This is a genomic window from Lonepinella sp. MS14436 (assembly GCF_042470565.1).
GTDB lineage: Bacteria > Pseudomonadota > Gammaproteobacteria > Enterobacterales > Pasteurellaceae > Lonepinella.
This window is the reverse complement of the sequence record NZ_CP170385.1, coordinates 499,186-522,679: the sequence shown is the minus strand read 5'-3', so window position 1 is coordinate 522,679 and position 23,494 is coordinate 499,186. Positions and strand designations below refer to the sequence as shown.

The 23,494-nt window shown below is 40.0% G+C and carries 21 protein-coding genes; 10 read left to right on the top strand and 11 right to left on the bottom strand.

Going from position 1 to position 23,494, the window contains the following annotated elements:
- Positions 1-68: 68 nt before the first annotated feature.
- Positions 69-752: a nicotinamide riboside transporter PnuC gene (gene pnuC / locus O1Q81_RS02545; protein ID WP_386698072.1), complete on the bottom strand. Its 684-nt coding sequence runs from the start codon at positions 750-752 to the stop codon at positions 69-71.
- 206 nt (positions 753-958) lie between these two features.
- Here pnuC and rapA point away from each other — a divergent pair, with 206 nt between their 5' ends.
- Positions 959-3,853 carry an RNA polymerase-associated protein RapA gene (gene rapA, locus O1Q81_RS02540; protein WP_386698071.1) on the top strand — a complete coding sequence of 965 codons (2,895 nt, stop codon included), beginning with the start codon at positions 959-961 and terminating at the stop codon, positions 3,851-3,853.
- 78 nt (positions 3,854-3,931) lie between these two features.
- On the opposite strand, the gene O1Q81_RS02535 is transcribed toward rapA, so the two are convergent.
- From O1Q81_RS02535 to O1Q81_RS02525, 3 genes are read right to left on the bottom strand one after another with little or no spacing between them, the layout of a single operon-like run.
- Complete coding sequence (locus O1Q81_RS02535; RefSeq protein WP_386689093.1) at positions 3,932-4,882, bottom strand: ABC transporter substrate-binding protein; 951 nt, start codon at positions 4,880-4,882, stop codon at positions 3,932-3,934.
- Positions 4,883-4,892: 10 nt separating this feature from the next.
- Positions 4,893-5,639 (bottom strand): ABC transporter permease, encoded by a 747-nt coding sequence (locus O1Q81_RS02530; protein WP_132299938.1) that lies wholly within the window; start codon positions 5,637-5,639, stop codon positions 4,893-4,895.
- Positions 5,636-6,346, bottom strand: a complete 711-nt coding sequence (locus O1Q81_RS02525) for an ABC transporter ATP-binding protein (protein ID WP_386689091.1) — start codon at positions 6,344-6,346, stop codon at positions 5,636-5,638. The genes O1Q81_RS02530 and O1Q81_RS02525 overlap by 4 nt, the downstream gene beginning before the upstream one ends.
- 111 nt (positions 6,347-6,457) lie before the next feature.
- Between O1Q81_RS02525 and rluA the strand changes: the two genes are divergently transcribed.
- The 7 genes from rluA to ruvX all read left to right on the top strand — a co-directional run bounded on the left by rluA (position 6,458) and on the right by ruvX (position 13,743).
- On the top strand, positions 6,458-7,117 hold the full coding sequence (gene rluA, locus O1Q81_RS02520) for a bifunctional tRNA pseudouridine(32) synthase/23S rRNA pseudouridine(746) synthase RluA (protein WP_386689089.1): 660 nt from the start codon (positions 6,458-6,460) through the stop codon (positions 7,115-7,117).
- Between the two features lie 41 nt (positions 7,118-7,158).
- Positions 7,159-8,457, top strand: a complete 1,299-nt coding sequence (locus O1Q81_RS02515) for a serine dehydratase subunit alpha family protein (protein WP_386698069.1) — start codon at positions 7,159-7,161, stop codon at positions 8,455-8,457.
- A 104-nt stretch (positions 8,458-8,561) separates the two neighbouring features.
- Positions 8,562-11,444, top strand: coding sequence for a DNA polymerase I (gene polA, locus O1Q81_RS02510; RefSeq protein ID WP_386698067.1), 2,883 nt, complete (start codon positions 8,562-8,564; stop codon positions 11,442-11,444).
- The gene (gene nudC / locus O1Q81_RS02505; RefSeq protein WP_386698065.1) at positions 11,444-12,259 is read left to right on the top strand and encodes an NAD(+) diphosphatase; all 816 of its coding nucleotides are present in this window, start codon (positions 11,444-11,446) and stop codon (positions 12,257-12,259) included. Before polA ends, nudC begins: the two co-directional genes overlap by 1 nt.
- A 34-nt stretch (positions 12,260-12,293) precedes the next feature.
- Complete coding sequence (locus O1Q81_RS02500) at positions 12,294-12,767, top strand: low molecular weight protein-tyrosine-phosphatase (RefSeq protein ID WP_132299928.1); 474 nt, start codon at positions 12,294-12,296, stop codon at positions 12,765-12,767.
- Positions 12,764-13,321, top strand: a complete 558-nt coding sequence (locus tag O1Q81_RS02495; protein ID WP_386698063.1) for a YqgE/AlgH family protein — start codon at positions 12,764-12,766, stop codon at positions 13,319-13,321. Before O1Q81_RS02500 ends, O1Q81_RS02495 begins: the two co-directional genes overlap by 4 nt.
- Complete coding sequence (gene ruvX, locus O1Q81_RS02490) at positions 13,321-13,743, top strand: Holliday junction resolvase RuvX (RefSeq protein WP_386695551.1); 423 nt, start codon at positions 13,321-13,323, stop codon at positions 13,741-13,743. The genes O1Q81_RS02495 and ruvX overlap by 1 nt, the downstream gene beginning before the upstream one ends.
- A gap of 31 nt (positions 13,744-13,774) precedes the next feature.
- Here the strand turns inward: ruvX and O1Q81_RS02485 are convergent, their stop codons facing one another.
- The 4 genes from O1Q81_RS02485 to uspA all read right to left on the bottom strand — a co-directional run bounded on the left by O1Q81_RS02485 (position 13,775) and on the right by uspA (position 16,608).
- A complete protein-coding gene (locus O1Q81_RS02485) occupies positions 13,775-14,542 on the bottom strand; it encodes an amino acid ABC transporter ATP-binding protein (RefSeq protein ID WP_386695549.1) in 768 nt (255 codons plus the stop codon).
- 10 nt (positions 14,543-14,552) lie between these two features.
- The gene (locus O1Q81_RS02480; protein WP_386689075.1) at positions 14,553-15,269 is read right to left on the bottom strand and encodes an amino acid ABC transporter permease; all 717 of its coding nucleotides are present in this window, start codon (positions 15,267-15,269) and stop codon (positions 14,553-14,555) included.
- On the bottom strand, positions 15,253-16,023 hold the full coding sequence (locus tag O1Q81_RS02475) for an amino acid ABC transporter substrate-binding protein (protein ID WP_386698061.1): 771 nt from the start codon (positions 16,021-16,023) through the stop codon (positions 15,253-15,255). The genes O1Q81_RS02480 and O1Q81_RS02475 overlap by 17 nt, the downstream gene beginning before the upstream one ends.
- A gap of 159 nt (positions 16,024-16,182) precedes the next feature.
- Positions 16,183-16,608, bottom strand: a complete 426-nt coding sequence (gene uspA / locus O1Q81_RS02470) for a universal stress protein UspA (RefSeq protein WP_386689072.1) — start codon at positions 16,606-16,608, stop codon at positions 16,183-16,185.
- A gap of 325 nt (positions 16,609-16,933) precedes the next feature.
- Here uspA and O1Q81_RS02465 point away from each other — a divergent pair, with 325 nt between their 5' ends.
- Together O1Q81_RS02465 and mazG are read left to right on the top strand one after the other, a co-directional pair.
- Positions 16,934-19,318 carry a FepA family TonB-dependent siderophore receptor gene (locus O1Q81_RS02465; RefSeq protein ID WP_386689070.1) on the top strand — a complete coding sequence of 795 codons (2,385 nt, stop codon included), beginning with the start codon at positions 16,934-16,936 and terminating at the stop codon, positions 19,316-19,318.
- A 108-nt stretch (positions 19,319-19,426) separates the two neighbouring features.
- The gene (mazG, locus tag O1Q81_RS02460; protein WP_386689068.1) at positions 19,427-20,224 is read left to right on the top strand and encodes a nucleoside triphosphate pyrophosphohydrolase; all 798 of its coding nucleotides are present in this window, start codon (positions 19,427-19,429) and stop codon (positions 20,222-20,224) included.
- 66 nt (positions 20,225-20,290) lie between these two features.
- Here the strand turns inward: mazG and udp are convergent, their stop codons facing one another.
- The 3 genes from udp to uhpC all read right to left on the bottom strand — a co-directional run bounded on the left by udp (position 20,291) and on the right by uhpC (position 23,450).
- Positions 20,291-21,058 carry a uridine phosphorylase gene (udp, locus tag O1Q81_RS02455; RefSeq protein WP_386689066.1) on the bottom strand — a complete coding sequence of 256 codons (768 nt, stop codon included), beginning with the start codon at positions 21,056-21,058 and terminating at the stop codon, positions 20,291-20,293.
- 69 nt (positions 21,059-21,127) lie between these two features.
- A complete protein-coding gene (locus O1Q81_RS02450; protein WP_386698059.1) occupies positions 21,128-21,973 on the bottom strand; it encodes a Bro-N domain-containing protein in 846 nt (281 codons plus the stop codon).
- Positions 21,974-22,124: 151 nt separating this feature from the next.
- Positions 22,125-23,450, bottom strand: a complete 1,326-nt coding sequence (gene uhpC, locus O1Q81_RS02445; protein ID WP_386698057.1) for an MFS transporter family glucose-6-phosphate receptor UhpC — start codon at positions 23,448-23,450, stop codon at positions 22,125-22,127.
- Positions 23,451-23,494: the final 44 nt, after the last annotated feature.

The window sequence follows — 23,494 nt, the reverse complement described above, 5'->3', positions numbered from 1 at the left end:
CCGTACTTGATGATATTATTAACCATAAAAGTGCGGTGCTTTTTTCTATTATTTTCGAGAATAGCCAATTAGGCTTCTTTCTTAACTAATTTCGTCCAGTTGTAATAACCATAAATGGAGTTCAACAAATAACCGCTATACATAATATACATTGCGGGGGTTTCTGCCCATAAAACAATAGAGAGAATATTTAACACAATCCACAACGCCCATTGTTCACGATAACGTAAAATCATCAATAATTGTGCAGCAAAGGTAATAATCGTGGTGGTACCGTCAAGCGATGCCGAACTGCCCCCTGCCGCATTCACCGCTTGAATAAAGAAGAATGAACATACTGCAATACTCACTAATAAAATCAGCCAACCTGTTGGGGTTAAGGCTTTCGCAATCACTTCCTCATTCCCCTGTTGGTCATTTTGCATGTTGGTTTTCCACATAAAATAACCAATAAATTGGGCTGGAATATACACATATAGCGTGGTATTCATTTCACCGATAAAATTATTGCCCCAAGCTACATAAAAATAAGTATAAGCAAAAATAAGCCCGAAGAAGTAGTTACTGATTTTTCCTTTACTGACGAAAATCACACATAGCAATCCCGCAATGCCTGAGATCATTCCCAATGGTGACTCTGGTGCTTGTACATACGCCCAAATTTGAGCCCCAACAAAAACCACAATCCATAGAGCTTCAATCGTATTCCAACCACCAAAGAATTCTTTTTTAATGGCATTAACATAGTTCATAACAGGCTCCTCAATATTAATAACAAACAGATGAATTTTTGCACCGCACTTTAATGAAGTCAAGGATAAATTACAAAATAGTAAAAATTAACCATATAAATACATTTTAAGGAAAATATTTTATACATAGGATAACTTGTTACCTTTGGCAAATATTTGATAAAATACGTTCCCTTAATTTACCATAACAAGAGTGTCCCCCTATTATGTCATTTGCTATCGGTCAACGTTGGATCAGCGAAAGTGAGAACGATCTCGGTTTAGGTATCATCACCGAACTTAATCACCGCAGTATCACGATTTCTTTCCCAGCCGCACAAGAAACCCGAATTTATGCCATTGCCACTGCCCCTTTAACCCGTGTGATCTTCAAAAAGCACGATCACATCACACATCAACAAGGCTGGCAGGCAAAAATCGTGGATACGATGATGAATAATGACATTGCCCTGTATTTAGTCCAATGTTTAGATAATGGCGAAGAAATGGTGATCAAAGAAATGGAACTCGCCAGTCATATCAGTTTTAGTCAACCACAAGATAAATTATTCGCAGGACAAATCGATCGCTCGGATCGCTTTGCCTTGCGTTATCGTGCTTTACAACATCAACAGGCACAATTTCAATCTCCCTTACGTGGGCTATGTGGTATTCGAGCAGGCTTAATTCCCCACCAACTGCATATTGCCAAAAAAGTAGGGCAACGTATTGCACCACGAGTATTGTTAGCGGATGAAGTTGGGTTAGGTAAAACCATTGAAGCTGGCATGATTTTACAACAACAAATTTTTACCGAACGTGCCGATCGAGTATTAATCCTGCTGCCAGAAACTTTGCAACATCAATGGCTAGTGGAAATGCTACGCCGTTTTAACTTGCATTTTTCGTTATTTGATGAAGAACGTGCTGGCGATTTTTCCGCAACCGAAGATGAACAAGAGCGAAATCCTTTTGATGCGGAAAACCGCATTATTTGTTCCATTGATTGGTTGGTGGCAAACCCAAAACGAATGCAACAGTTAATTGCAAGCCAATTTGATATGTTGATTGTAGATGAAGCACATCATTTACAATGGTCGCCTGAAAATCCAAGTACAGCATATCAGTTAGTAGAAACCTTAGCTCAACAAATTCCGTCTGTATTACTCCTCACTGCCACGCCTGAACAACTCGGACAACAAGGGCATTTCGCCCGCTTACGCTTATTAGATAATGACCGTTTTTACGATTACCATGCGTTCTTACAAGAACAGCAAAATTATCAACCTGTTGCCAAGGCAGTACAAACTTTACTGACAGAAAAATCGTTAAGTGCGGTGCAAAAAAATGCCATTTCTGATCTGTTATCCGAACAAGATATTGAGCCACAATTTAAGGTATTAGAGAGCCATAACGAACCAGAAAAAGCCAGCGTTCGACAAGAACTCATTCGTCATCTGATTGACCGTCATGGTACCAGTCGATTGTTATTTCGTAATACCAGATCAGGCGTAAAAGGCTTTCCGCAACGGATTTATCATCAGATCACCCTTGAATTACCTAAGCAATATGAAAATACCATGAAAGTGATGCGTTCTCTCGGTGAAAAGGTTGAGCAAGGTTTATTTTATCCAGAACAGCTGTTTCAGAAAATGAATGACAATGCCAAATGGTGCGAATTTGATCCCCGTTTTGATTGGTTGGTCACGTTCTTAAAAAATCACCGCACGGAGAAAGTGTTAGTGATTTGCAAACTGGCTCAAACTGCAATTCAGTTAGAGCAAGCCTTGCGAGAAAAAGAAGGGATTCGTAGTGCGGTATTTCATCAAAATATGTCGATTATTGAACGAGATCGAGCCGCCGCTTACTTTGCGGATCAAGAACAAGGTGCTCAAGTATTACTCAGTTCAAGTATCGGTTCAGAAGGGCGAAATTTCCAATTTGCGCAACATTTAGTGCTGTTTAACTTGCCAAGTAATCCTGATTTATTAGAACAATGTATCGGGCGTTTAGACCGAATCGGGCAAACTAAAGCAATTCAAATTCATGTCCCTTGTTTTGCTCAAACGCCACAAGCCTTGTTAGCCGATTGGTATCATCAAGGCTTAAATGCCTTTGAACAAACCTGCCCAATGGGGGCAATGTTATTTGAAAAGTGCGGTGAAAAATTACAACATTTTTTGCAACATCCCACCGCACTTGATGGTTTTGCCGATTTCATCAAAGAAACAGCGAAACAACGTGCCAAGCTAAAAGACGAACTCGAAAATGGACGAGATCGCTTACTGGAATTAAATTCCAACGGTGGTATTCAGGCTCAACAGTTAGCAAATCAAATTGCCGAGCAAGACAACAGCCCTGAATTAGTCAATTTCACCTTAAATTTATTCGATATTATTGGCGTAGAACAAGAAGACTTAGGCGAACAATCCATTGTCATTACGCCCACTGGCACAATGTTAGTGCCTGATTTCCCCGGTTTAAAAGAAGACGGTATCACGGTAACATTTAGCCGAGATGTTGCCTTAGCTCGTGAAGATGTCGAATTTCTCAGTTGGGATCACCCCATATTACGCAACGGCATTGACTTCGTCTTGTCTAACGACATCGGCAAAACGGCAACTTGCTTGTTAAGCAATAAAAAATTGCCAACGGGGACATTATTATTAGAATGTATTTACGTAGTGGAAAGCCAAGCTCCAAAAGGCTTGCAGCTAAACCGTTTTTTACCACCCACACCTGTACGCTTATTGTTAGATAGCAAAGGCAATAATCTCGCTCCCAATGTGACATTCGAACATCTTGAAAAACAGCTTAAACCGATGGACAAAACCATGGCAAACAAAATGGTGAAAATGGTTCGCCCCAATTTAGAACAAATGCTCAAGGCTGGAGAAAACTTGATGATGCTTGAGTCTAAACAAATTATTACGCAAGCCAAACAGCTGGCAGATAAACAATTAAGCGAAGAACTAGAACGCCTAACCGCATTAAAAGCCGTCAACCCGAATATTCGCCAAGATGAAATTGACAGCTTAGAAACAATGCGCCAACAAGCATTACAACATTTACAACAAGCTCGCTGGCGATTGGATAGTTTGAGGGTGATAGTGAGTCAATAAAAGACCCAATACGATGATCTGTCTCTCAATCTTGGATACTTTCCCAACATAGGGGACAGATCACCGTATCGCGTAAAATTAACGTGCCGGCTCTACCGCATAATTCTCTAAAACAGGCACCGCTTTAATTAATTTGCTGTCTAGCATAAACTGTGCCACTTGTTGATACAATTCTTGGTTTAACTGACGAGTGTTATCAGTAAGTAATGGAATAGTGTCTTGCCAAGCACGACGATTGAGTTCGTTGTTTAACTCTTGTGGCTTGTAATTGACAAAATCTTGCCAAGCTTGATCTGGATTTTGTTTAATATAGGCTGTTGCCTGTTCAATGGCAGTGAGAAATTTGTTAATGTTGACATCATTTTGTTTTCCCGCTTGTGCCACAAAAATCAGTTCTTCATAACTTGGTACGCCATATTGCTCAGGGTAGAATAATCTGCCTTGATGTCCTTCAAGGTTTAATTCGTGCAATTCAAAATTACGAAATGCGCCGATCACCGCATCGACCTGTTTACTTAACAAGGATTGCGATAACGCCCAGTTTACATTGACTAATTCCACATCATTGCGAGTAAGTCCTACTGTACTAAGCATTCTTTCCAATAAAGAATCTTCAAAACCACTGACGGAAAAACCGATTTTTTTACCTTTTAAATCGGCTAAACTTTTAATTTGGCTACTTTCTAGTACTGTTAATGAATTAAGCGGTGTGCCAATGATGGTACCAACTCGCATCAAAGGTAATCCTTGCTCTACTTGCATAACTAGCTGAGGCTGATAATTTACCGCAAGATCACCCTGCCCTGAGGCGACTAATTTAGGTGGCATGGACGGATCAGTCGGTTCAATAATCTCTACATCTAATCCCTGTTGCGCAAAAAATCCTTTTTGCTGTGCAATAATAATATTAGCGTGATCAGGGTTAACAAACCAATCCAGCAACAAGGTCAGTTTTTCAGTAGCTTGTGCTGAGAATGCCACTCCCAATATCGCCCAAACCGCGGTTAAAAATGTGAAGATTTTTTTCATAAGATGTCTCCTAACGTAAATGGCTAGCCCAAGGTAGCCAAAGGTTTAACAATTTATCTACTATAAAATACAAGCAGAGCGTAACAACTAATAAAACCAACAACGCAGCAAACATTAAATCGACTTGCATACGTGCATTGGCGTGTAACATTAAATAACCTAACCCTTGTGATGAACCGACCCACTCACCCACCACTGCACCAATAGGTGCAATGCTGACGGCAATGCGTAACCCTGATGCCAGAGATGGAAGCGCGGCGGGTAAACGCACTTTAAATAACATCGACCAAGGAGAAATTTGCATCGTTTGTGCTAATTCCAACCAAGCTTTTGGCGTATTGCGTAAACCATCATAACAAGCCGCAGTAACCGGAAAATAAATAATTAATATTGTCATAGCAATTTTTGATGCCATTCCATAACCAAACCACACCACCAACAAGGGGGCAATAGCAAAGACAGGAATGGCTTGTGAAATCACTAATAACGGCAATAGCAAAGAACGAAGCCATTTGGATAATGCCAGTAATAAAGCGGAAATCAGCCCTAATATTAACCCTAACAGCAATCCAAGTAGAATTTCAAGGCAAGTGACTTTAGCATGTAACCATAACAAATCCGATCGTTCCGTCACTTTATTCCCCACGTCCATTGGACTTGGCAATAAATAATGCGGAAGTGCTAAAAAATACACCGCACTTTGCCAAATAAGACAAAGAGAAAAACCAAGTAACACTATTTTTAACAAGGACTTCATGGATTATCTCCAAGTAATTCACGAAATAATCGTTGTTCCAGTTGCCATAATTGCGGATCTTGTGAAAACCTTGGTGCGGTACTTTTGGGAATAATAGGATCAGATAATTGTGCAGGATGATTTTTCAATACCAAAATACGATCTGCCAAACGCAATGCTTCTTGTGGGTCATGGGTAATTAACAGTACGGTTTTATCTTTCAGTAACTGCCTAGCAAGCTGTTGTAACTGCAATCTTGTCACTGCATCTAGTGCAGAAAAAGGCTCGTCCATTAAAATTAAGTCTGCTTCTAACATCAGTGTGCGAGCCAATGCCACACGTTGCCTCTGCCCGCCTGAAAGTTGATAACAGGGTTTATGTTTGTGAGCCAACATATTCACTGCTTGCAATAAATCTTCGGCTTTTCGTTGGGTTTTGGGGTTGGTTTTACCTTGTAAATGTGCCTGTAATTGCACATTATCCAACACCGAAAGCCAAGGGAAAAGACTGTCTTGCTGTGCAAGCCAAGCTAACCTTGTGTTTTCTGCCAGCATAATTTTACCTTGATAATCTTTTTCTAATCCTGCAATCAAGCGTAAAAGCGTAGATTTACCAATTCCTGATGCACCTAGCAATGCTGTCCATTGGCGAGAAGCTAAACTAAAATTAAAATCACGGAAAATCATTTGATCTTCAAAAGAGAAACAAAGTTTATGAATTTCAACCATATCCATCACACACTATAAATAAGTATCATTATACTAATATAACGATTTACTAAAATCAAAACTAAAATCATGCTAAAATGCACCACACTTTTACCTAAACACTGAAACATTATGGCGTTAATTGACTACAATCCCCCGACTGAACCTTGGCTTGATATTGTTTACCATGATAATCATATTATGGTGGTCAATAAACCCAGTGGTTTGCTTTCTGTGCCGGGCAATCAACCGCAATATCGTGACAGTGCCATGAGCCGCATTAAAGATAAATACGGCTTTTGTGAGCCTGCACACCGCCTTGATATGGCAACCAGCGGGATTTTACTGTTTGCTATGAGCAAAGCTGCCGACAGCGAACTCAAACGTCAATTTCGTGAACGAGAAACGGAAAAGCATTATCAAGCCTTAGTGTGGGGACACATTAAAGCCGAACGTGGCATCGTGAATTTGCCGTTAATTTGTGACTGGGAAAACCGCCCACGTCAACGGATAGATTTTGTCTATGGCAAACGTGCCGTGACGGAATTTGAGGTGTTAGAACGTTTGCCGAATAACAGCACAAGAGTAAAACTTACCCCGATTACGGGGCGTTCCCATCAATTACGTTTACACATGCTGGCGTTAGGGCATCCGATTCTAGGCGATAAATTTTATTCGCCACCACAAGCCAAAGCCATGTCGCCGAGATTATGCTTGCATGCGGAAAGTTTAACCATTCATCACCCAATAACCAAGGAAAAAATGACGTTCAGCCGTACTGCTGAATTTTAATCATATATAGATAGCTAAATTTTATTTTTAAAGGAATATAAATGAAAATTGATGACAAGATAGTCGAAAACCTAATTTTGAACACGGTAAGAAATGAAGTTGTCCCCGCTCTAGGTTGTACTGAACCGATTTCCTTAGCTCTCGCCTCCGCCGTAGCTCGTTACCATTTAGGGCATTTACCTGAACGCATTAATGCCAAAGTATCCGCCAATTTAATGAAAAACGGCATGGGCGTCACCGTACCCGGAACTGGTACACTTGGCTTGCCTATGGCAGCCGCCATTGGGGCAATCGGTGGCAATCCTGATGCAGGCTTAGAGGTATTAAAAGATATTACCCCAGAGCAAGTAACACAAGCCAAAGCCATGTTGACAGAAAATCGGGTGGCGGTTTCAATTCTTGAAACAGAACATATTCTTTATTCGGAAGCCTGTTTATCTTATGGCGATGATCGAGTTTGTGTACGCATTGCCGCCCATCATACCAACATTATTTATATTGCCAAGAACGATAAAGTCATTTTTTCCCAACCTTGTGCGGCAGAAACGGATAATCTGAATGATATTTTTATCACCATTTCTGCACAAGATATTTTTGATTTTTCAATGAATGTCGCCTTAGAAAAAATTGAATTTATTGATGAGGCAGAAAAACTCAATTCAGCTTTGTCACAAGAGGGGTTACGCCATGAATACGGTTTGCATATCGGACGCACCTTGCAAACTCAAATCGGTAAGGGGTTACTCAGTGATGATTTAATGAATCGTATCATTATTGAAACCACCGCGGCATCCGATGCTCGTATGGGGGGAGCAAATCTTCCCGCTATGAGTAATTCAGGATCAGGCAATCAAGGAATTACCGCTACCATGCCAGTGGTTGTGGTGGCTCGTCATTTAAAGGCTAACCACGAACAGCTTATTCGTGCTTTGTTTCTATCACACTTAATGGCGATTTATATTCATAGTAAATTACCAAAACTTTCTGCCTTATGTGCAGCGACCACCGCTGCCATGGGCAGTTGTGCGGGTGTCGCTTGGTTGCTGACGGGGAAATTTGAAACCATTAGCATGGCAATCAGCAGTATGATTGGTGATATTAGTGGGATTATCTGTGATGGTGCAGCAAATAGCTGTGCTATGAAAGTGTCCACCAGTGTAAGCTCGGGTTATAAATCTGTCTTAATGGCGTTGGATAATACCCAAGTGACAGGCAACGAAGGCATTGTTGAACATTCCATTGACCGTTCCATTGATAATCTGTGTAACATTGCATCACGCAGTATGCAATATACTGACCGTCAGGTGATTGAGATTATGGTGAGCAAGCCTAAACTTTAAATCTAGTCCGATAAAGTGCGGTGGGAAAAACCTTTAATTTTTTCACCGCACTTTCCCCTTGAATTAGGCTATAATAGGGTCATATTGAATTATTGAGAACTATTATGACCCAAATTGCCCCAAACCCTCTCGTCCTTGTGGACGGTTCGTCTTATTTATATCGTGCCTTTCATGCCTTTCCTCCTTTAACTAATTCGCAAGGTGAGCCGACTGGGGCGATGTATGGCGTGTTGAATATGATCAAAAGCCTAATTTCGCAAGTGCAACCAAGCCATATTGCGGTGGTGTTTGATGCTAAGGGTAAGACTTTTCGTGATGAACTGTTTGAGCAATATAAATCCCATCGCCCACCGATGCCTGATGAATTGCGGTCGCAGATTGAACCGTTACATCAGATGATTCGGGCATTAGGCATTCCGTTATTATCCATTGAAGGCGTGGAAGCTGATGATGTGATCGGTACGCTTGCCATGCAGGCGGCAAGTGTGAGGAAAAATGTGTTAATTTCTACTGGCGATAAGGATATGGCACAGCTGGTTAATCAGCATATTATGCTGATTAATACCATGAATAATAGTCTGTTAGATCGTGCTGGTGTGATAGAAAAATATGGCATTCCACCTGAATTAATGATTGATTATTTGGCGTTAATGGGCGATAGCTCGGATAATATTCCAGGTGTCGCTGGCGTGGGTGAAAAAACCGCATTGGGCTTGTTACAAGGGATTGGGTCAATGACGGAAATTTATGCTAATCTCGATAAAGTTGCCGATTTGCCGATTCGTGGGGCGAAAAAATTAGGCGAAAAATTGCTATCTGCCAAGGCAGATGCGGATTTGTCCTATGTGTTAGCCACCATTAAAACCGATGTCCCGTTAGAAGTGAGCCATAATCAACTCCAAATCGGTACAGCGAATAACGATCAACTTGCTGAATATTTTGGGCGATATGAATTTAAACGTTGGTTAAATGAAGTATTGAACGGTAAAAGTTCCGTGACTAATCCAACAGAGCAAACGGTAAAGATTAATCCTTATCAGGCGACAGCTAATATTGCCAAAGAAGAAAAAATTGAGCAAAGTGCGGTGAAAAATTCGGTAAAAATTGACCGCACTTTATATGAAACGATCACCACAGAAACACAGTTAAATCAGTGGATTAAACAAATTGAGCAAGCCAAATTAGTGGCGGTGGATACCGAAACTAACGCCCTTGATGCCATGCAAGCGGAATTAGTTGGTATTTCCTTTGGATTAGAAAATGGCAAAGCCTGTTATATTCCCTTAGGGCATTGTCAGCAAGTGGCTGTGCATCATGAGAATGGACAAGGTGATTTATTCGCCGATGCCCAAAGCCCTGAAATGCAATGGAAATTAATTGAAAATCAATTAGATAAACAATATTGTTTAAACCAATTAAAACCCTTGTTAGAGAACGCTAACATCAAAAAAATCGGACAAAATATTAAATATGATTTAACGATTTTTGCTAACCATGGCATTGCCGTGCAAGGGGTGCAATTTGATACCATGTTAGAAAGCTATGTGTTAAACAGTACAGGGCGACATAATATGGACGATTTAGCCGAACGTTATCTCGGGCATCAAACCATTGCGTTTGAAACCTTAGCGGGCAAAGGCAAAAACCAACTCACCTTTGATCAGATTGAGTTAGATAAAGCCGCCGAATATGCGGCAGAAGATGCCGATGTGACCATGAAGTTGCATCAAACCTTATGGCAAGAATTACAGGCGACACCTGAGCTGATTACGTTATTTGAACAAATTGAATTGCCGTTAGTCACGGTGCTTTCTCGCATTGAACGGCACGGTGTGTTAATTGATAAGCAAGCGTTGGCAACACAATCTGCGGAAATTACCTTGCGATTGAATGAGCTAGAACAGCAGGTGCATCAAGAAGCAGGCGAAACCTTTAATTTGGCATCCACCAAGCAATTACAAGAAATTCTGTTTGAAAAGCTCGCTTTGCCAGTCATTGCCAAAACCCCGAAAGGTTCGCCATCCACCAATGAAGAGGCGTTGGAAGCGTTAGCTCAACAAGGGCATATTGTGCCAAAATTGCTGATTGAACATCGTGGTTTAGCCAAGTTAAAATCCACTTACACCGATAAATTACCTTTGATGATTAACCCCAAAACAGGACGAGTGCATACCTCTTATCATCAGGCAGTGACTAGCACAGGACGGCTTTCATCCAGCGATCCCAATTTACAGAATATTCCTATCCGCAATGAAGAAGGGCGTAAAATTCGCCAAGCCTTTATTGCCAGAGAGGGCTTTAAAATCGTGGCAGCGGATTATTCACAAATTGAATTACGCATTATGGCACATTTATCGGGCGATCACGGTTTAACTAATGCTTTCCAACAAGGCAAGGATATTCACCGTGCCACCGCAGCGGAAATTTTTGGCTTGCCACTAGACGATGTCAGCAGTGAACAACGGCGTAGTGCCAAAGCGATTAACTTTGGTTTGATTTATGGCATGTCAGCCTTTGGTCTTGCTCGTCAGCTTGGTATTGCTCGGGGTGAAGCACAAAAATATATCGATTTATATTTCCAACGCTACCCAAATGTACAAACCTTTATGACGGATATTCAAGCCAAGGCAAAAGCTCAAGGCTATGTGGAAACCCTATTCGGTCGCCGTTTATATTTGCCTGACATTCATTCCAGCAACACCATGCGAAGAAAAGGGGCGGAGCGTGTGGCAATTAATGCACCAATGCAAGGGACGGCGGCGGATATTATTAAAAAAGCCATGATTGCCTTAGATAACAAAATTCAACACAATCCAGATATTATGATGATTATGCAAGTACACGATGAATTGGTATTTGAAGTGCGGTCGGAAAAAATCGAAGCATTTAGCCAACTGATTAAAACTGAAATGGAAAATGCGGCTCAATTAAGCGTGCCATTAATCGTGGATGTGGGTGTAGGCAATAACTGGGACGAAGCACACTAATGAAAACGATCAGCAATGAAACGGGCTACTGGTTAATTCACCAAGCCCAACAAATTTATTTCCCCAACCATGAATTGCCTTTTGGCAGTGCGAAACAATTAGGCTTAATCGGTAAGCAAGCCACCCAAATCGGCGAATGGCATAATGCACCACTGTATTTGGTGCAAGAAGAAACAACCAATAAAAACACGGCAAATGAACAACGAGAATGGACAACTTTACGTGCTTTATTAGGTTTACCTAAAACACAATTTTATTTGCTCAATCGTGGCATTGAACTCAATCATTTCTTTAAAACCCATCAATTTTGCGGAAAGTGCGGTGAAAAAACCGTAGTAACTTGCGATGAATGGGCGGTGCAGTGCCAAAATGCTGCTTGTCATTATCGAGCCTATCCCGTGATTTGTCCGTCTATTATTGTTGCCGTTCGCCGTCATGATGAGATTTTACTGGCATGCCATCAACGCCATATCCGTAGCGATGGGAGTGCTGGATTATATACCACGCTGGCAGGTTTTGTGGAAGTAGGCGAAACCTTTGAGCAAACCGTAGAGCGTGAAGTGTTTGAAGAAACAGGGATTAAAGTGAAAAATATCCGTTATTTTGGTAGCCAACCTTGGGCGTTTCCCAATTCCCAAATGGTCGGATTCTTAGCCGATTACGACAGTGGCGAAATTCAGTTGCAAGAAGCCGAAATTGTGGATGCCAGATGGTTCAAATATAATGAACCCATGCCTGAATTACCACCACAAGGGACGATTGCGTTGGAATTAATTAAAGCCACATTGAAAATTTGCGAGCAATCCCCAAATTAACCCTATAACTTAATTAACAAAAACATAAGAAAATATGCAAAAAATCAAAATTCTCTTTGTATGTCTTGGCAATATTTGCCGTTCCCCTATGGCTGAATATTTAATGCGAGATAAAATTCAAAAAGCAGGTTTATCCGATTTTATTGAAACGGATAGTGCTGGTACATCAGGCGAAAATGATGGTGATGATATGCACTGTGGAACCGCCGATGTATTAGATCGCTTAAAGATTAAAAGTCATGATTTTGTCAGCCGCAAAGTGCGGTTAAAAGATCGAGAGAATTTTGATTATATCATCGCCATGGATAACCATAATTTATACGATTTACACCGCTTATTTGGCAAACAACAAAATATTTTTGCTATCGCCAGCCTTTGTCCTGATTTAGCTTATGATCATATTCCTGATCCTTGGTACACTGGACGTTTTGATGAAACCTATCAATTACTTGAGCAATGTTGCAATGCCCTATTAATTAAAATCAAACGAGAACATAAATTACCATGAATTTGCAAAATCACTTATTAATCGCAATGCCGACCATGGACGATGATTATTTTCATCGTGCGGTGATTTTTATGTGTGAACATAATGACAAAGGTGCCATGGGATTAGTCTTAAATCAACCAACAGATTTAAGCCTTACCGAAATGGTGGCAAAATTGCGTTTTATGATGTCTGATGACAAAGTTTATCCACTGGATTATGTGGTGGCTGGTGGACCTGTTAGTATTGAGCGTGGTTTTATTTTACACACCCCAACAGCACAATCTTTTCTACATAGTTATAAAATTAGTGACCGTTTACAGCTTACTACCTCTGCCGATGTAATTGATACTTTCGGTACACCAAATGCCCCTGAAAAATATTTGGTTGGCTTAGGTTGTGCTAGCTGGGTGAATGGTCAGTTAGAGCAAGAAATCGCTCAAAATATGTGGTTAGTTATGCCAGCAGATGAGCGGATTATTTTTGATGTAGCTTATCAAGATCGTTGGACAGAATCGCTAAAATTATTGGGGATTGATAGCCATAATTTAAGTGGTAAGGCAGGATATTGTTAATGGGGATCACTGTTCTCGCCTTTGATTTTGGCACCAAAAGTATCGGTTGTGCAGTGGGACAATCTATTACTGGCACCGCACAAGCCTTGACCGCCTTTAAAGCACAAGATGGTATTCCAAATTGGGATGCTATTGAAAAATTACTCAAAGAATGGCAACCCGATCGCCTTGTGGTCGGTTTACCACTCAATATGGATGGCACCGAACAGGCTCTCACCTTACGAGCCAAAAAATTTGCCAACCGTTTACACGGGCGTTTTGGTTTACCTGTGGAATTACAAGATGAACGCCTTACTACCGTGGACGCGAGAGCAGAAATTTTTCAACGTGGCGGTTTTAGAGCTTTAGATAAAGGTAAAGTAGATGGTATTTCGGCTTGTTTAATTTTAGAAAGTTGGTTTGAATTACATTCAGCAGAATAAAAAACTGCGGTGAAAATCACCGCAATTTTGCTTAAATTGAATAATCTTCTAATACCACTGCTTTTGTTTGCATCAAAAACTGTTTGGTTCGTTCCTGTTGTGGTCGTTCGAAAAAATCTTTAGCATTGTTAGTTTCCACGACTACCCCATCTGCCATAAAAACGACCCGATCCGCTACATCTCTAGCAAATTGCATTTCATGCGTCACAATAATCATCGTCCAACCCTCTGCCGCCAACAGCTTTAATACTTGCAACACTTCACCCACCCATTCGGGATCTAACGCTGAGGTAGGTTCATCTAACAAAATTAAATCGGGTTGCACCGCTAAGGCACGTGCAATCCCCACACGTTGTTGTTGACCGCCTGACAGTTGCGATGGAAACAGTTGAGCTTTATCTTGTAAACCTACTTTGGCTAACAATGCCATGGCTTGTTGTTTAGTTTGTTCGGCATTTTTCTTTTGTACAATCAGTGGTCCTTCCATCACATTTTCCAACGCAGTACGATGTGGAAACAAATTATATTGCTGAAACACCATGGACGACCGACGGCGTAATTGTAATTCTTGTTTTTTGCTGATTTTATGGGAAAAATCCAATTCCAGACTGCCGTCTGTAAAGCGTAATGTACCTTGATCGGGTTGCTCCAGCAGATTTAAACAGCGTAAAAATGTTGTTTTGCCAGAACCTGATGGACCAAGAATAGCAACCACTTCACCTTTTTGAATAGTCAGATCAATGCCTTTTAGGACTTCATTGCCTTTAAAATGTTTATGAATATTTTTAATTTCTAACATTATCTTGATCCTAAATATGTCGTGATAAACGGGTTTCTAAACGCCCTTGTAATAAGGACAATGCAAAACAGACAACCCAATAAATCAAAGCGGCTTCACTATAAATCAAAATAAATTCATAGCTCATTGCGGTGATATTCTGAGCAACTCGGAATAAATCTGTGACTAACACCAAAGAAGCTAAAGAGGTATCTTTCACCGTGCTAATAAAGGTATTTGATAAAGGTGGCACCGAAATTCGCATGGCTTGTGGCATAATATTACGTACAAACGCCTGACGATAATTCATTCCAATCGCATAAGACGCTTCCCATTGCCCTTTTGGAATAGCAAGAATAGATGCCCGAATAATCTCTGCCGCATAAGCACCGATATTCAATGAGAAAGCAATAATTGCAGTTGGAAAAGGATCTAAGGTTACGCCCACACTGGGTAAACCATAGAAAATAATGAAAATCTGCACTAACAGTGGTGTACCACGAATAATCGACACATAAACCCGACAAAGTGCGGTGAAAAATCGGTGTAAAAAGGAATGAGATTGGGTAGTACGAACAAGCGCCACCAGCATAGCAATCATTACCCCACCGACAAAAGAAAATACTGCCAGTGGAATGGTATTGATAATGGTCGCTTCTAACATAGGCAAAAACGAGCTGATTGCTAAGTCAGCTCGTTCTTCCGTCATAAACGGTAATTGTGCCAATAAATTATTCAGTAATGTCATCGCCGAACCATTTCACTGAAAGGGCTTTTAATGTACCATCAGCACGCATTTCGGCAAGAGCTTTGCTAAATTGTGCTGCCACATCTTCGTTACCTTTTAGAAAAGTGAACGCAGAACCTGTTTTTTCATCACTTTTCACGGCAATTTTTAACCCTACATCAGAGTGTTTTTTGAAATAATCCAATACCGCAATTTGTTCATTTACCGTGGTGTCCACACGACCTTGCTTAACTAATTCAAGGTTTTGAGCAAGACTGTCCACAGTCACTAATACCGCCCCATTTTGTTTCGCTAAAGCCGTATAGTTACTGGTTGCTGATTGTGCAGATTTCAGCCCTTTTAAATCGGCAAAAGACTTGATTTTATCGTTATCGGCTTTGGTGACAATCACCGCTCTTGAATAATTATAAGAATCCGAGAACGTATATTTTTTAGCACGTTCAGGGTTTGGACTCACTTGGTTGGCAATCACATCAAAACGCTTGGCGTTAAGCCCTGCAAACATGCCATCCCACGCAGTTTCTTTAAATTCGACAGTGAGATCTAAACGTTTAGCGACTTCATTCACCACATCAATATCATAGCCTGTTAATTTATTATTTTCGTGATAAGTAAAAGGGGCGTAAGTTCCCTCTGTTCCTACACGAATCACTTTAGTTTTGGCAATTTGATCGGCTAAATCGGAGGCTTGTGCTGCTTGAATAGCAAAACCTAAGGTAAGACCAGCTAAAATAGCTTGGGTAAATAATTTCATGAATGATCCTTAATAACTTTGTAAATAAATTGTTGCGATTATAAAGAAGATTTTCAGTGTATCATAATAACAATATGATCTTTCATATAAAAAAATATTATAAGAAAAAGCACCGCAGTTTTTAACAAAATACGGTGCTTTTCAACTATTTATGCTTAATTATTCTTCTTTTAATGGTACTACTAACATATCAATAGTCACGACATTCATTAATTGGCGAGTAGAAGACATCAATTTACTCCAGAAATCTTGGTGATGACCCGTTACCAATAAATCAACGCCATATTGTTCAATCGCATCAGCAAGCACTTGACCTAGATCGCCACTACCACTAAGTTTTTCACTGATTGGATAACCTGCCTGATCAGCTAATTGTAATAAGGCTTGTTGAGTCTCACTTGAAATGCGATCTTGCATAGATGACATATTAACATCAATTAAGCCAGTATAAAGATCAGAGAAATTAACATCAACATGGATAATTGACAGTTTAGCATTATGCCGTTCAGCAATGGACACTGCTTTTTTCAACAATCTTGGGCTTTCATCAGAAAGGTCAACAGCAACTAAAATATGTTTATACATAACATGCTCCTTAATTTCTCAGGTTGGATTTATTATCTGTGGGTATATTAACACCTATATTGTATAAAAAATGTGTAGTAGATCACATTTTTGAAAAAAACAAAAATTTATTATAAGAAATAAGGGGTTTCAACATATCTTTAACACTCCATATCGCTATAAACCAGTATTTACAGCGACCCCTATTTATAGTAGGATTTATCTCTAAGCCAATGTGCTTGCTATGTTATGTGGTATTGTTTTTTAATACACTAGAAGTGCGGTCAGAAGTTTACTATTTTTGACCGCTTTTAATTTATTTTCTGTACTAATTTAAGGAAAGCCAATGAAAAAATTTAAACTCAGCGTAGTCAGTTTAGCACTCATATCTGCTACAGCTTATGCCGAGAATACAACTGAACTTGACGCTATCAATGTGACGGCGGAACAACAAGTTAAGCAATCTTTGGGTGTTTCAATCATTCATCACAAGGAACTTGAGCAAAATCCCGTAGAAAATGATCTCTCCGAAATTATTGCCAAGCAACCTGGTGTTACCTTGAGTACCAATGCACCAGGTGGAGCGCGTGGCAATAAACGCCAAGTTGATATTCGTGCAATGGGACCTGAAAATACGCTCATTTTAGTGGATGGTAAACCAGTCAAATCTCGCAATGCTGAACGTTATGGCAGAAATGGCACACGTAATACACGTGGTGATACTAACTGGGTACCTGCTGATGCCATTGAATCGATTGAAGTGCTGCGTGGTCCAGCGGCTGCCCGTTACGGCTCAGGTGCAATGGGTGGTGTGGTCAATATTAAAACGAAATCCCCTACCGAAGAATATCACGGTAGTCTTGATTTTTATACCGAACAACCCGAAGATAGCAAAGAAGGCTACACCAATCGCCTTGGTTTTAATTTTAGTGGTCCATTAATTAAAGATGTATTGGGTTTTCGTTTATATGGTAATACCGCCAGAACAGATGCCGATGATATGAATATTAATGCCAGAGAAGTGGCTCAGACGAACAGTGCGGCAACCACATCAAATACCCTTTATGCGGGACGTGAGGGCGTAACCAATAAAGACGTATCGGGTCAATTAGTGTGGAATATTACATCAAATCAAAAATTGACCTTTGATTCATCATATAGTCGTCAAGGCAATATTTATAACGGTGATACACAAAATAGTTCAGTATTAGTCAACAGCACTCAAGCTATCAGTAATGATCTTGCCTTACTCAGAGCGGAAACTGCCACCCTTTACCGCCAAAGTTATAGCCTCACACATGAAGGTAAATGGGGTGCTTTTGATAGCCGTACTTATTTCACCTTTGATAAAACCAAAAACTATCGTTATCCAGAAGGATTATTAGGTAGCACTGAAGGGGCTTATAACGGTTTAACTAAGTCATCGAGTATTTTGAAAAATTATCGTTTTAGTAATGAATTATATATTCCGTTTACTATAGGCAGTTCAGCACATACTGCCACGTTCGGGGTTGAGGCATCTCGTTCTGCTTTAGATGATTCAGCATCAATGACTCAAATTATGTCAACTTATGGCGTAATCCCATGGTTAGACAATAATAGTCGTAGTGGTAAAGTGGCACAAAATGAGTATGCTGCTTTCTTAGAAGATAATATTTTATTATCCGATAATAAAACTATTGTGACACCTGCCGTACGTTTTGATTACAGCACTAATTCAGGCTCAAACTGGAGTCCATCATTAAACCTTTCTCATCAAATCAATGAGAATTGGAAATTAAAAGGTGGGGTTGCACGTGCCTATAAAGCACCAAACCTATACCAATCTTCACCGAATTATTTATTGGTCAATGCAAGTAATGGTTGTCCGATTGATAGTGCGAATATTTGGTCAAATCCGAATGCACTGAATGCCACAGGCGGAACAGGGACAAGAGCAAATCCATACACCAACAGCAATGCGGGTGGTTTTGACTGGGGTCGTGCTTGCTATTTCCTAGGTAATGAGAATATCAAACCTGAAACCAGCTGGAATAAAGAAATTGGGTTTGAATATACCAATAATGGCAAATTGCTATCTCTTGCTTATTTCCATAACGATTACCGCAATAAAATCGTGTCCAATGGTGATTTTGTCGGTACGGTTGATGCCCCAACCAACGGTTATGTGCGTGAAATCCGTACTGAAAACACGGAAAATGGTATTCCTGTTTATCGTACCTATACCGCAACCAATGTATATCGTTGGGGAAATGCAAAACGTGCTTTAATTGAAGGTGTAGAAGGAAACCTAACCTTACCATTCTTTAATGATACATTGACACTTAGCACCAACTTCACCTATATGATTAAAAACGTCAATAAAGATACTGGCAACCCAATTTCCAGCGTACCGAAATACACGATTAATAGTACGGTAAACTGGAAAATCAATGATCAATGGGATATTAATACTAGCTATACGCATTACGGCAGACAAAAAACCGTGGTCAATCCTGAAAACTTTATGCAAGTCATTTATACCACGGGAGAAAGTATTGTTAAACAATATCAGTTAGGTAGCTATGGTATTTGGGGAGCTAACGTAGGTTACAAGTTCAACGATAATTTTAGCTTCCGTGCAGGTGTAAATAATCTCTTAGATAAACGCATTTATCGTAATGCAACAACCGCTCGTACCTATAATGAACGTGGTCGTTCTTATTATGCAAACTTGCGTTATGCTTTCTAATACAAAGTTAAATATCGGCACCGTAACTGCGGTGCTTTTTTTATCTTTTTTGAAAAAAGATAGATTTTTTATTATGATGATTAGAAAAATTAACCAAGGAAAGACACCATGGCATATTCAATAAAAGATTTTACTAAACTCATTGCTAAATTAAGAGATCCAAACGGTGGTTGCCCGTGGGATTTAAAACAAAATTACCGCTCAATGATTCCCTGTTTAATTGAAGAAACCTACGAAACCGTGGATGCTATCGAAAAAAATGATGACACCAATCTACGCGAAGAACTAGGCGATCTGTTATTACAAGTGGTCTTTTTCAGTCAACTAGCGAAAGAAGATGGCAAATTTACTTTTGATGATGTGGTTGATGAAGTGGCAAATAAAATCATTCGCCGTCACCCCCATGTTTTCGGGGATAAATCAGCTAACAATGAACAAGAAGCACTTGCGAATTGGAACGCGATGAAAGCCCAAGAAAAAGTTCCCCAAAATGCACCGCAGTCTATTTTAGATCATATTCCCCATGCTTTCCCTGCCTTATTACGAGCAGAAAAATTACAGAAAAAATGTGCTAACGTTGGTTTTGATTGGACGGATATTAACGATGTGCTTAACAAGGTACAAGAAGAGCTGGAAGAAGTTAAACAAGAACTAAATCAACCACAGTTAGATCAAACTAAAATCCAAGAAGAAATGGGGGACTTATTATTTGCTACGGTCAATTTAAGCCGTCATTTAAAATGCAATGCTGAAGAAAGCCTACGCCAAGCCAACCACAAATTTGAACGCCGTTTTCGTGCCGTAGAAAATAAGTTACAGCAACAAGACAAAACTTTCGAACAAAGCAATCTGATAGAAATGGATATATTATGGGATGAAGTGAAGAAAGAAGAATCCCTAAAATAACGCTCCAAACTGCGGTGGAAATATTGAAATTTTCCACCGCACTTCTTCTCTTAGGCAATCAGCCTATTAAACATAATCCTGTGCCATTTTACCAGCCGCTTCTACCACTACTGCGACAGCTTTTTGCTCAGTGCTATGAATGGTGGCTTCATTCGGAATTTCTTGTTGAGTACGATTCACAATCACACCAGCGATCATGCCTGCACGTAACCCTAACGCACTACACATAGTGAACAATGTGGCAGATTCCATTTCAAAATTCATCACATTGAGTTCCTGCCATTGTTCGAGTGAACCACGAAAATGACGGTAGATTTTACCCGAAAAAGTGTCATAACGTTCTTGCCCAGGATAGAACGTATCAGATGATGCCGTAATACCAACATAAGGTTGCACACCTTGATTTTTTGCCGCAGCAAAAAGGGCATTGGTACAATCAAAATTAGCAACAGCAGGATATTCCAACGGTGCAAAATGGCAACTAGCTCCATCTAAACGCACCGCACCTGTAGTAATCAGTAAATCCCCCACATTAATATGCGGTTGAATTGCACCTGTCGTGCCAATACGTAAAAAAGTACGTACGCCTAATTGAGCCAATTCTTCTACACAAATAGATACCGAAGGTCCACCAATGCCTGTGGAACAAACCACAATAGGTTGTCCACCGACATAGCCCAACCAAGAAGTAAATTCTCGGGTAGAAGCCAAAAACTCAGGATTATCCATTAATTTAGCAATACGCTCACTACGAGCAGGATCACCTGGCACAATCGCCACTTTCGCCCCTTTTAACATGGCTTTAGTTAAGCCCAAATGAAAAACTTCTGACATATTGTTCTCCTTTTTATTATGTGATTATTAATTTCTCACTGCATTATAGTGTCTTGGTAACAAACACGACTATTTTTTCTTAGCTTCACTCGAAACATAGCCAATTAATTGAGCAAAATCAATGGAATTTTGTTGTGTAATAACTGGTGTTCCCGTTTCTTTTTCCAAACTTTCTCGAGCAACCTTAGCAACATTTCCACCACGTTGTGCAACTGCTTTATTTTCTTCAAAACCATCAGGGTGGGTTATTTGAGTAATATCTTTGGTGGCAGCTTCTGCTAACATATTCAATACAAGCTCTGTGGTTGACATATTGTCACGTAAATTTTCTTTGTTTAACCCTTTGAAATTCTTATATTCTCTCGTTGTCATACCCGACCAAGCCCGAGTAATCTCGTTAGTGAGCATCGCAAATTCTCGCCCAGCTTTCACGCCATGATCTTGCCAAGCATCAGTTAATTCTTTACGCACCTGAATGGCTTGCAAACGCTGATTAATCCATTCTCTCGAATAACCTTTTTGCAGATAAGTTTGTAATGCTCGATCAATGGTCAGTTCTGGATCAATAATTTCATCAATTCTCTCTTTCCCCACCTCGGCTAACCACATTTTTAACGGTTCTGCTTTAGGGCTAGGAATGGATTGAATAATGCGGAAAATACCTGTCATATCTGCGGCATCAGTTTTATACATCTTGCCATCTAAAGCTCTAAATTTCAGTTGTCGACAAAATGTCGACAACTCAGATTTTTCTTCATCAGACATCCGTTTTTTAACACGATACCAATAATCGCGGGGATTGGGGCTTTCCGTCAATGCCTGCACAACATCTACGATACTAAAAAACCATTCTTCTTTTTCAGCATCCCAAATAGAACGAATTTGACTGTTTTCAAATAATTTAATGTTACTCATTTTTCTAATCCTATCTTACTTATTACGAGAACATATTATAATAGTTATTTAAACAGTAAAATACTGTATATTCTATTTTTAGGAATCAAGATCACAGAAATACACAAAAAGTGCAGTAAATTTCACCGCACTTCCGAATAATTAAATCGTATTAATTTCTCACAGCATTACGCCGTCTTTGCAATATATAAACCAATACCAACAACACCACACAAGCAAGTGAAATCATAAAGAGTGTACCAAAAAAGCCATTCCATTTGAATTTTTCGATAATCAACGATAACGGCAAACCTGCTATTGATGCACCTACGTAAGCAAATAAACTCACAAAACCTGTGGATGCCCCTGATGCGTATTTGTGTGAGTTCTCCGCAGCAGCCATGGCAATCAAAAATTGTGGACCAAATATAAAGAAGCCCATTAAAAAGAATAACGCAGACATTAATACTGAACTATCTGTTGGTACTAACCACAAAGCAAGTGCCACTGAAATAATGCCTACTACATAAATAATATTCATTTGAGTGCGATTGCCTTTAAAGAACTTATCTGACCCCCAACCAGCAAACAATGCCCCTAAAAAGCCGCCCACTTCAAAGAAAGCAATCACAGAGTTGGCTTGCAATAAATTGTAGCCATGGGTTTCGGTTAAGTATAAATTGCCCCAATCGTTGATCCCAGTACGAATAATATAGACAAGCCCATAAGAAATCGCCAACGCCCAAATAATGTTATTTTTGAACACATATTGTTTTAAAATTTCCCACGTGGAGAGTCCAACGCCCTCACTTTCGTGAGCTTTCTCCGCCACATCATTTCGCCATTCACCAACTGTCGGTAAGCCCATTGAGGCGGGGCGATCACGTAATAAGAAACAAAGCCCAAAACCAATCACTACAGCAATAGATCCAGGAATAATCATACCGTATCGCCATCCGAGTGATAGCGTAATTGCCCCAGCCAAAATAGGAATTAACGCACCACCCACATTATGCGAGGTGTTCCAAATTGCCCACCATAAACCCCGTTCATTACGAGAATACCACGTGTTAAGAATTTTAGAACAAGGTGGCCAGCCCCAACCTTGGAAAAAAGCATTAATCATCCATAATGTGACAAACATAAAAATGGACGAACTCATGCCAAACAGAATATTGACAATCCCCGTTGCCATCAAGCCAATACCCATAAAATAACGAGGGTTAGAACGGTCGCCTAATACGCCAGACAAGAATTTTGATACACCGTAAGTTAAATAAAACGCCGTTCCCATCACGCCGATATCGGCTTTTTGCAAGCCAAGATCAGTGAGCATTGCAGGCATTACGAAGTTAAAGCCCTTACGAGTGAAATAAAATACTGCATAGCCAATATAGCTCACTATCATTAAATGCAATCGCCAATAGCGGTAACTTTTATCAATTTCTTCTTTAGTTTTAGTGACAGGAAGATCGGGTGCTTCAGTGAAAATATTCATAATTATCTCCTTATTGCTTAATGTTATAATTCTAACAAAATTAA

Coding starts and splice junctions, on each gene's coding strand:
- O1Q81_RS02500 (WP_132299928.1), top strand. CDS start 12,294: ATGCAAAAAATCAAAATTCTCTTTGTATGTCTTGGCAATATTTGCCGT.
- uspA (WP_386689072.1), bottom strand. CDS start 16,608: ATGTATAAACATATTTTAGTTGCTGTTGACCTTTCTGATGAAAGCCCA.
- rapA (WP_386698071.1), top strand. CDS start 959: ATGTCATTTGCTATCGGTCAACGTTGGATCAGCGAAAGTGAGAACGAT.
- ruvX (WP_386695551.1), top strand. CDS start 13,321: ATGGGGATCACTGTTCTCGCCTTTGATTTTGGCACCAAAAGTATCGGT.
- rluA (WP_386689089.1), top strand. CDS start 6,458: ATGGCGTTAATTGACTACAATCCCCCGACTGAACCTTGGCTTGATATT.
- O1Q81_RS02485 (WP_386695549.1), bottom strand. CDS start 14,542: ATGTTAGAAATTAAAAATATTCATAAACATTTTAAAGGCAATGAAGTC.
- O1Q81_RS02475 (WP_386698061.1), bottom strand. CDS start 16,023: ATGAAATTATTTACCCAAGCTATTTTAGCTGGTCTTACCTTAGGTTTT.
- O1Q81_RS02530 (WP_132299938.1), bottom strand. CDS start 5,639: ATGAAGTCCTTGTTAAAAATAGTGTTACTTGGTTTTTCTCTTTGTCTT.
- pnuC (WP_386698072.1), bottom strand. CDS start 752: ATGAACTATGTTAATGCCATTAAAAAAGAATTCTTTGGTGGTTGGAAT.
- O1Q81_RS02535 (WP_386689093.1), bottom strand. CDS start 4,882: ATGAAAAAAATCTTCACATTTTTAACCGCGGTTTGGGCGATATTGGGA.
- nudC (WP_386698065.1), top strand. CDS start 11,444: ATGAAAACGATCAGCAATGAAACGGGCTACTGGTTAATTCACCAAGCC.
- O1Q81_RS02480 (WP_386689075.1), bottom strand. CDS start 15,269: ATGACATTACTGAATAATTTATTGGCACAATTACCGTTTATGACGGAA.
- O1Q81_RS02450 (WP_386698059.1), bottom strand. CDS start 21,973: ATGAGTAACATTAAATTATTTGAAAACAGTCAAATTCGTTCTATTTGG.
- udp (WP_386689066.1), bottom strand. CDS start 21,058: ATGTCAGAAGTTTTTCATTTGGGCTTAACTAAAGCCATGTTAAAAGGG.
- O1Q81_RS02515 (WP_386698069.1), top strand. CDS start 7,159: ATGAAAATTGATGACAAGATAGTCGAAAACCTAATTTTGAACACGGTA.
- O1Q81_RS02465 (WP_386689070.1), top strand. CDS start 16,934: ATGAAAAAATTTAAACTCAGCGTAGTCAGTTTAGCACTCATATCTGCT.
- O1Q81_RS02495 (WP_386698063.1), top strand. CDS start 12,764: ATGAATTTGCAAAATCACTTATTAATCGCAATGCCGACCATGGACGAT.
- uhpC (WP_386698057.1), bottom strand. CDS start 23,450: ATGAATATTTTCACTGAAGCACCCGATCTTCCTGTCACTAAAACTAAA.
- mazG (WP_386689068.1), top strand. CDS start 19,427: ATGGCATATTCAATAAAAGATTTTACTAAACTCATTGCTAAATTAAGA.
- O1Q81_RS02525 (WP_386689091.1), bottom strand. CDS start 6,346: ATGGTTGAAATTCATAAACTTTGTTTCTCTTTTGAAGATCAAATGATT.
- polA (WP_386698067.1), top strand. CDS start 8,562: ATGACCCAAATTGCCCCAAACCCTCTCGTCCTTGTGGACGGTTCGTCT.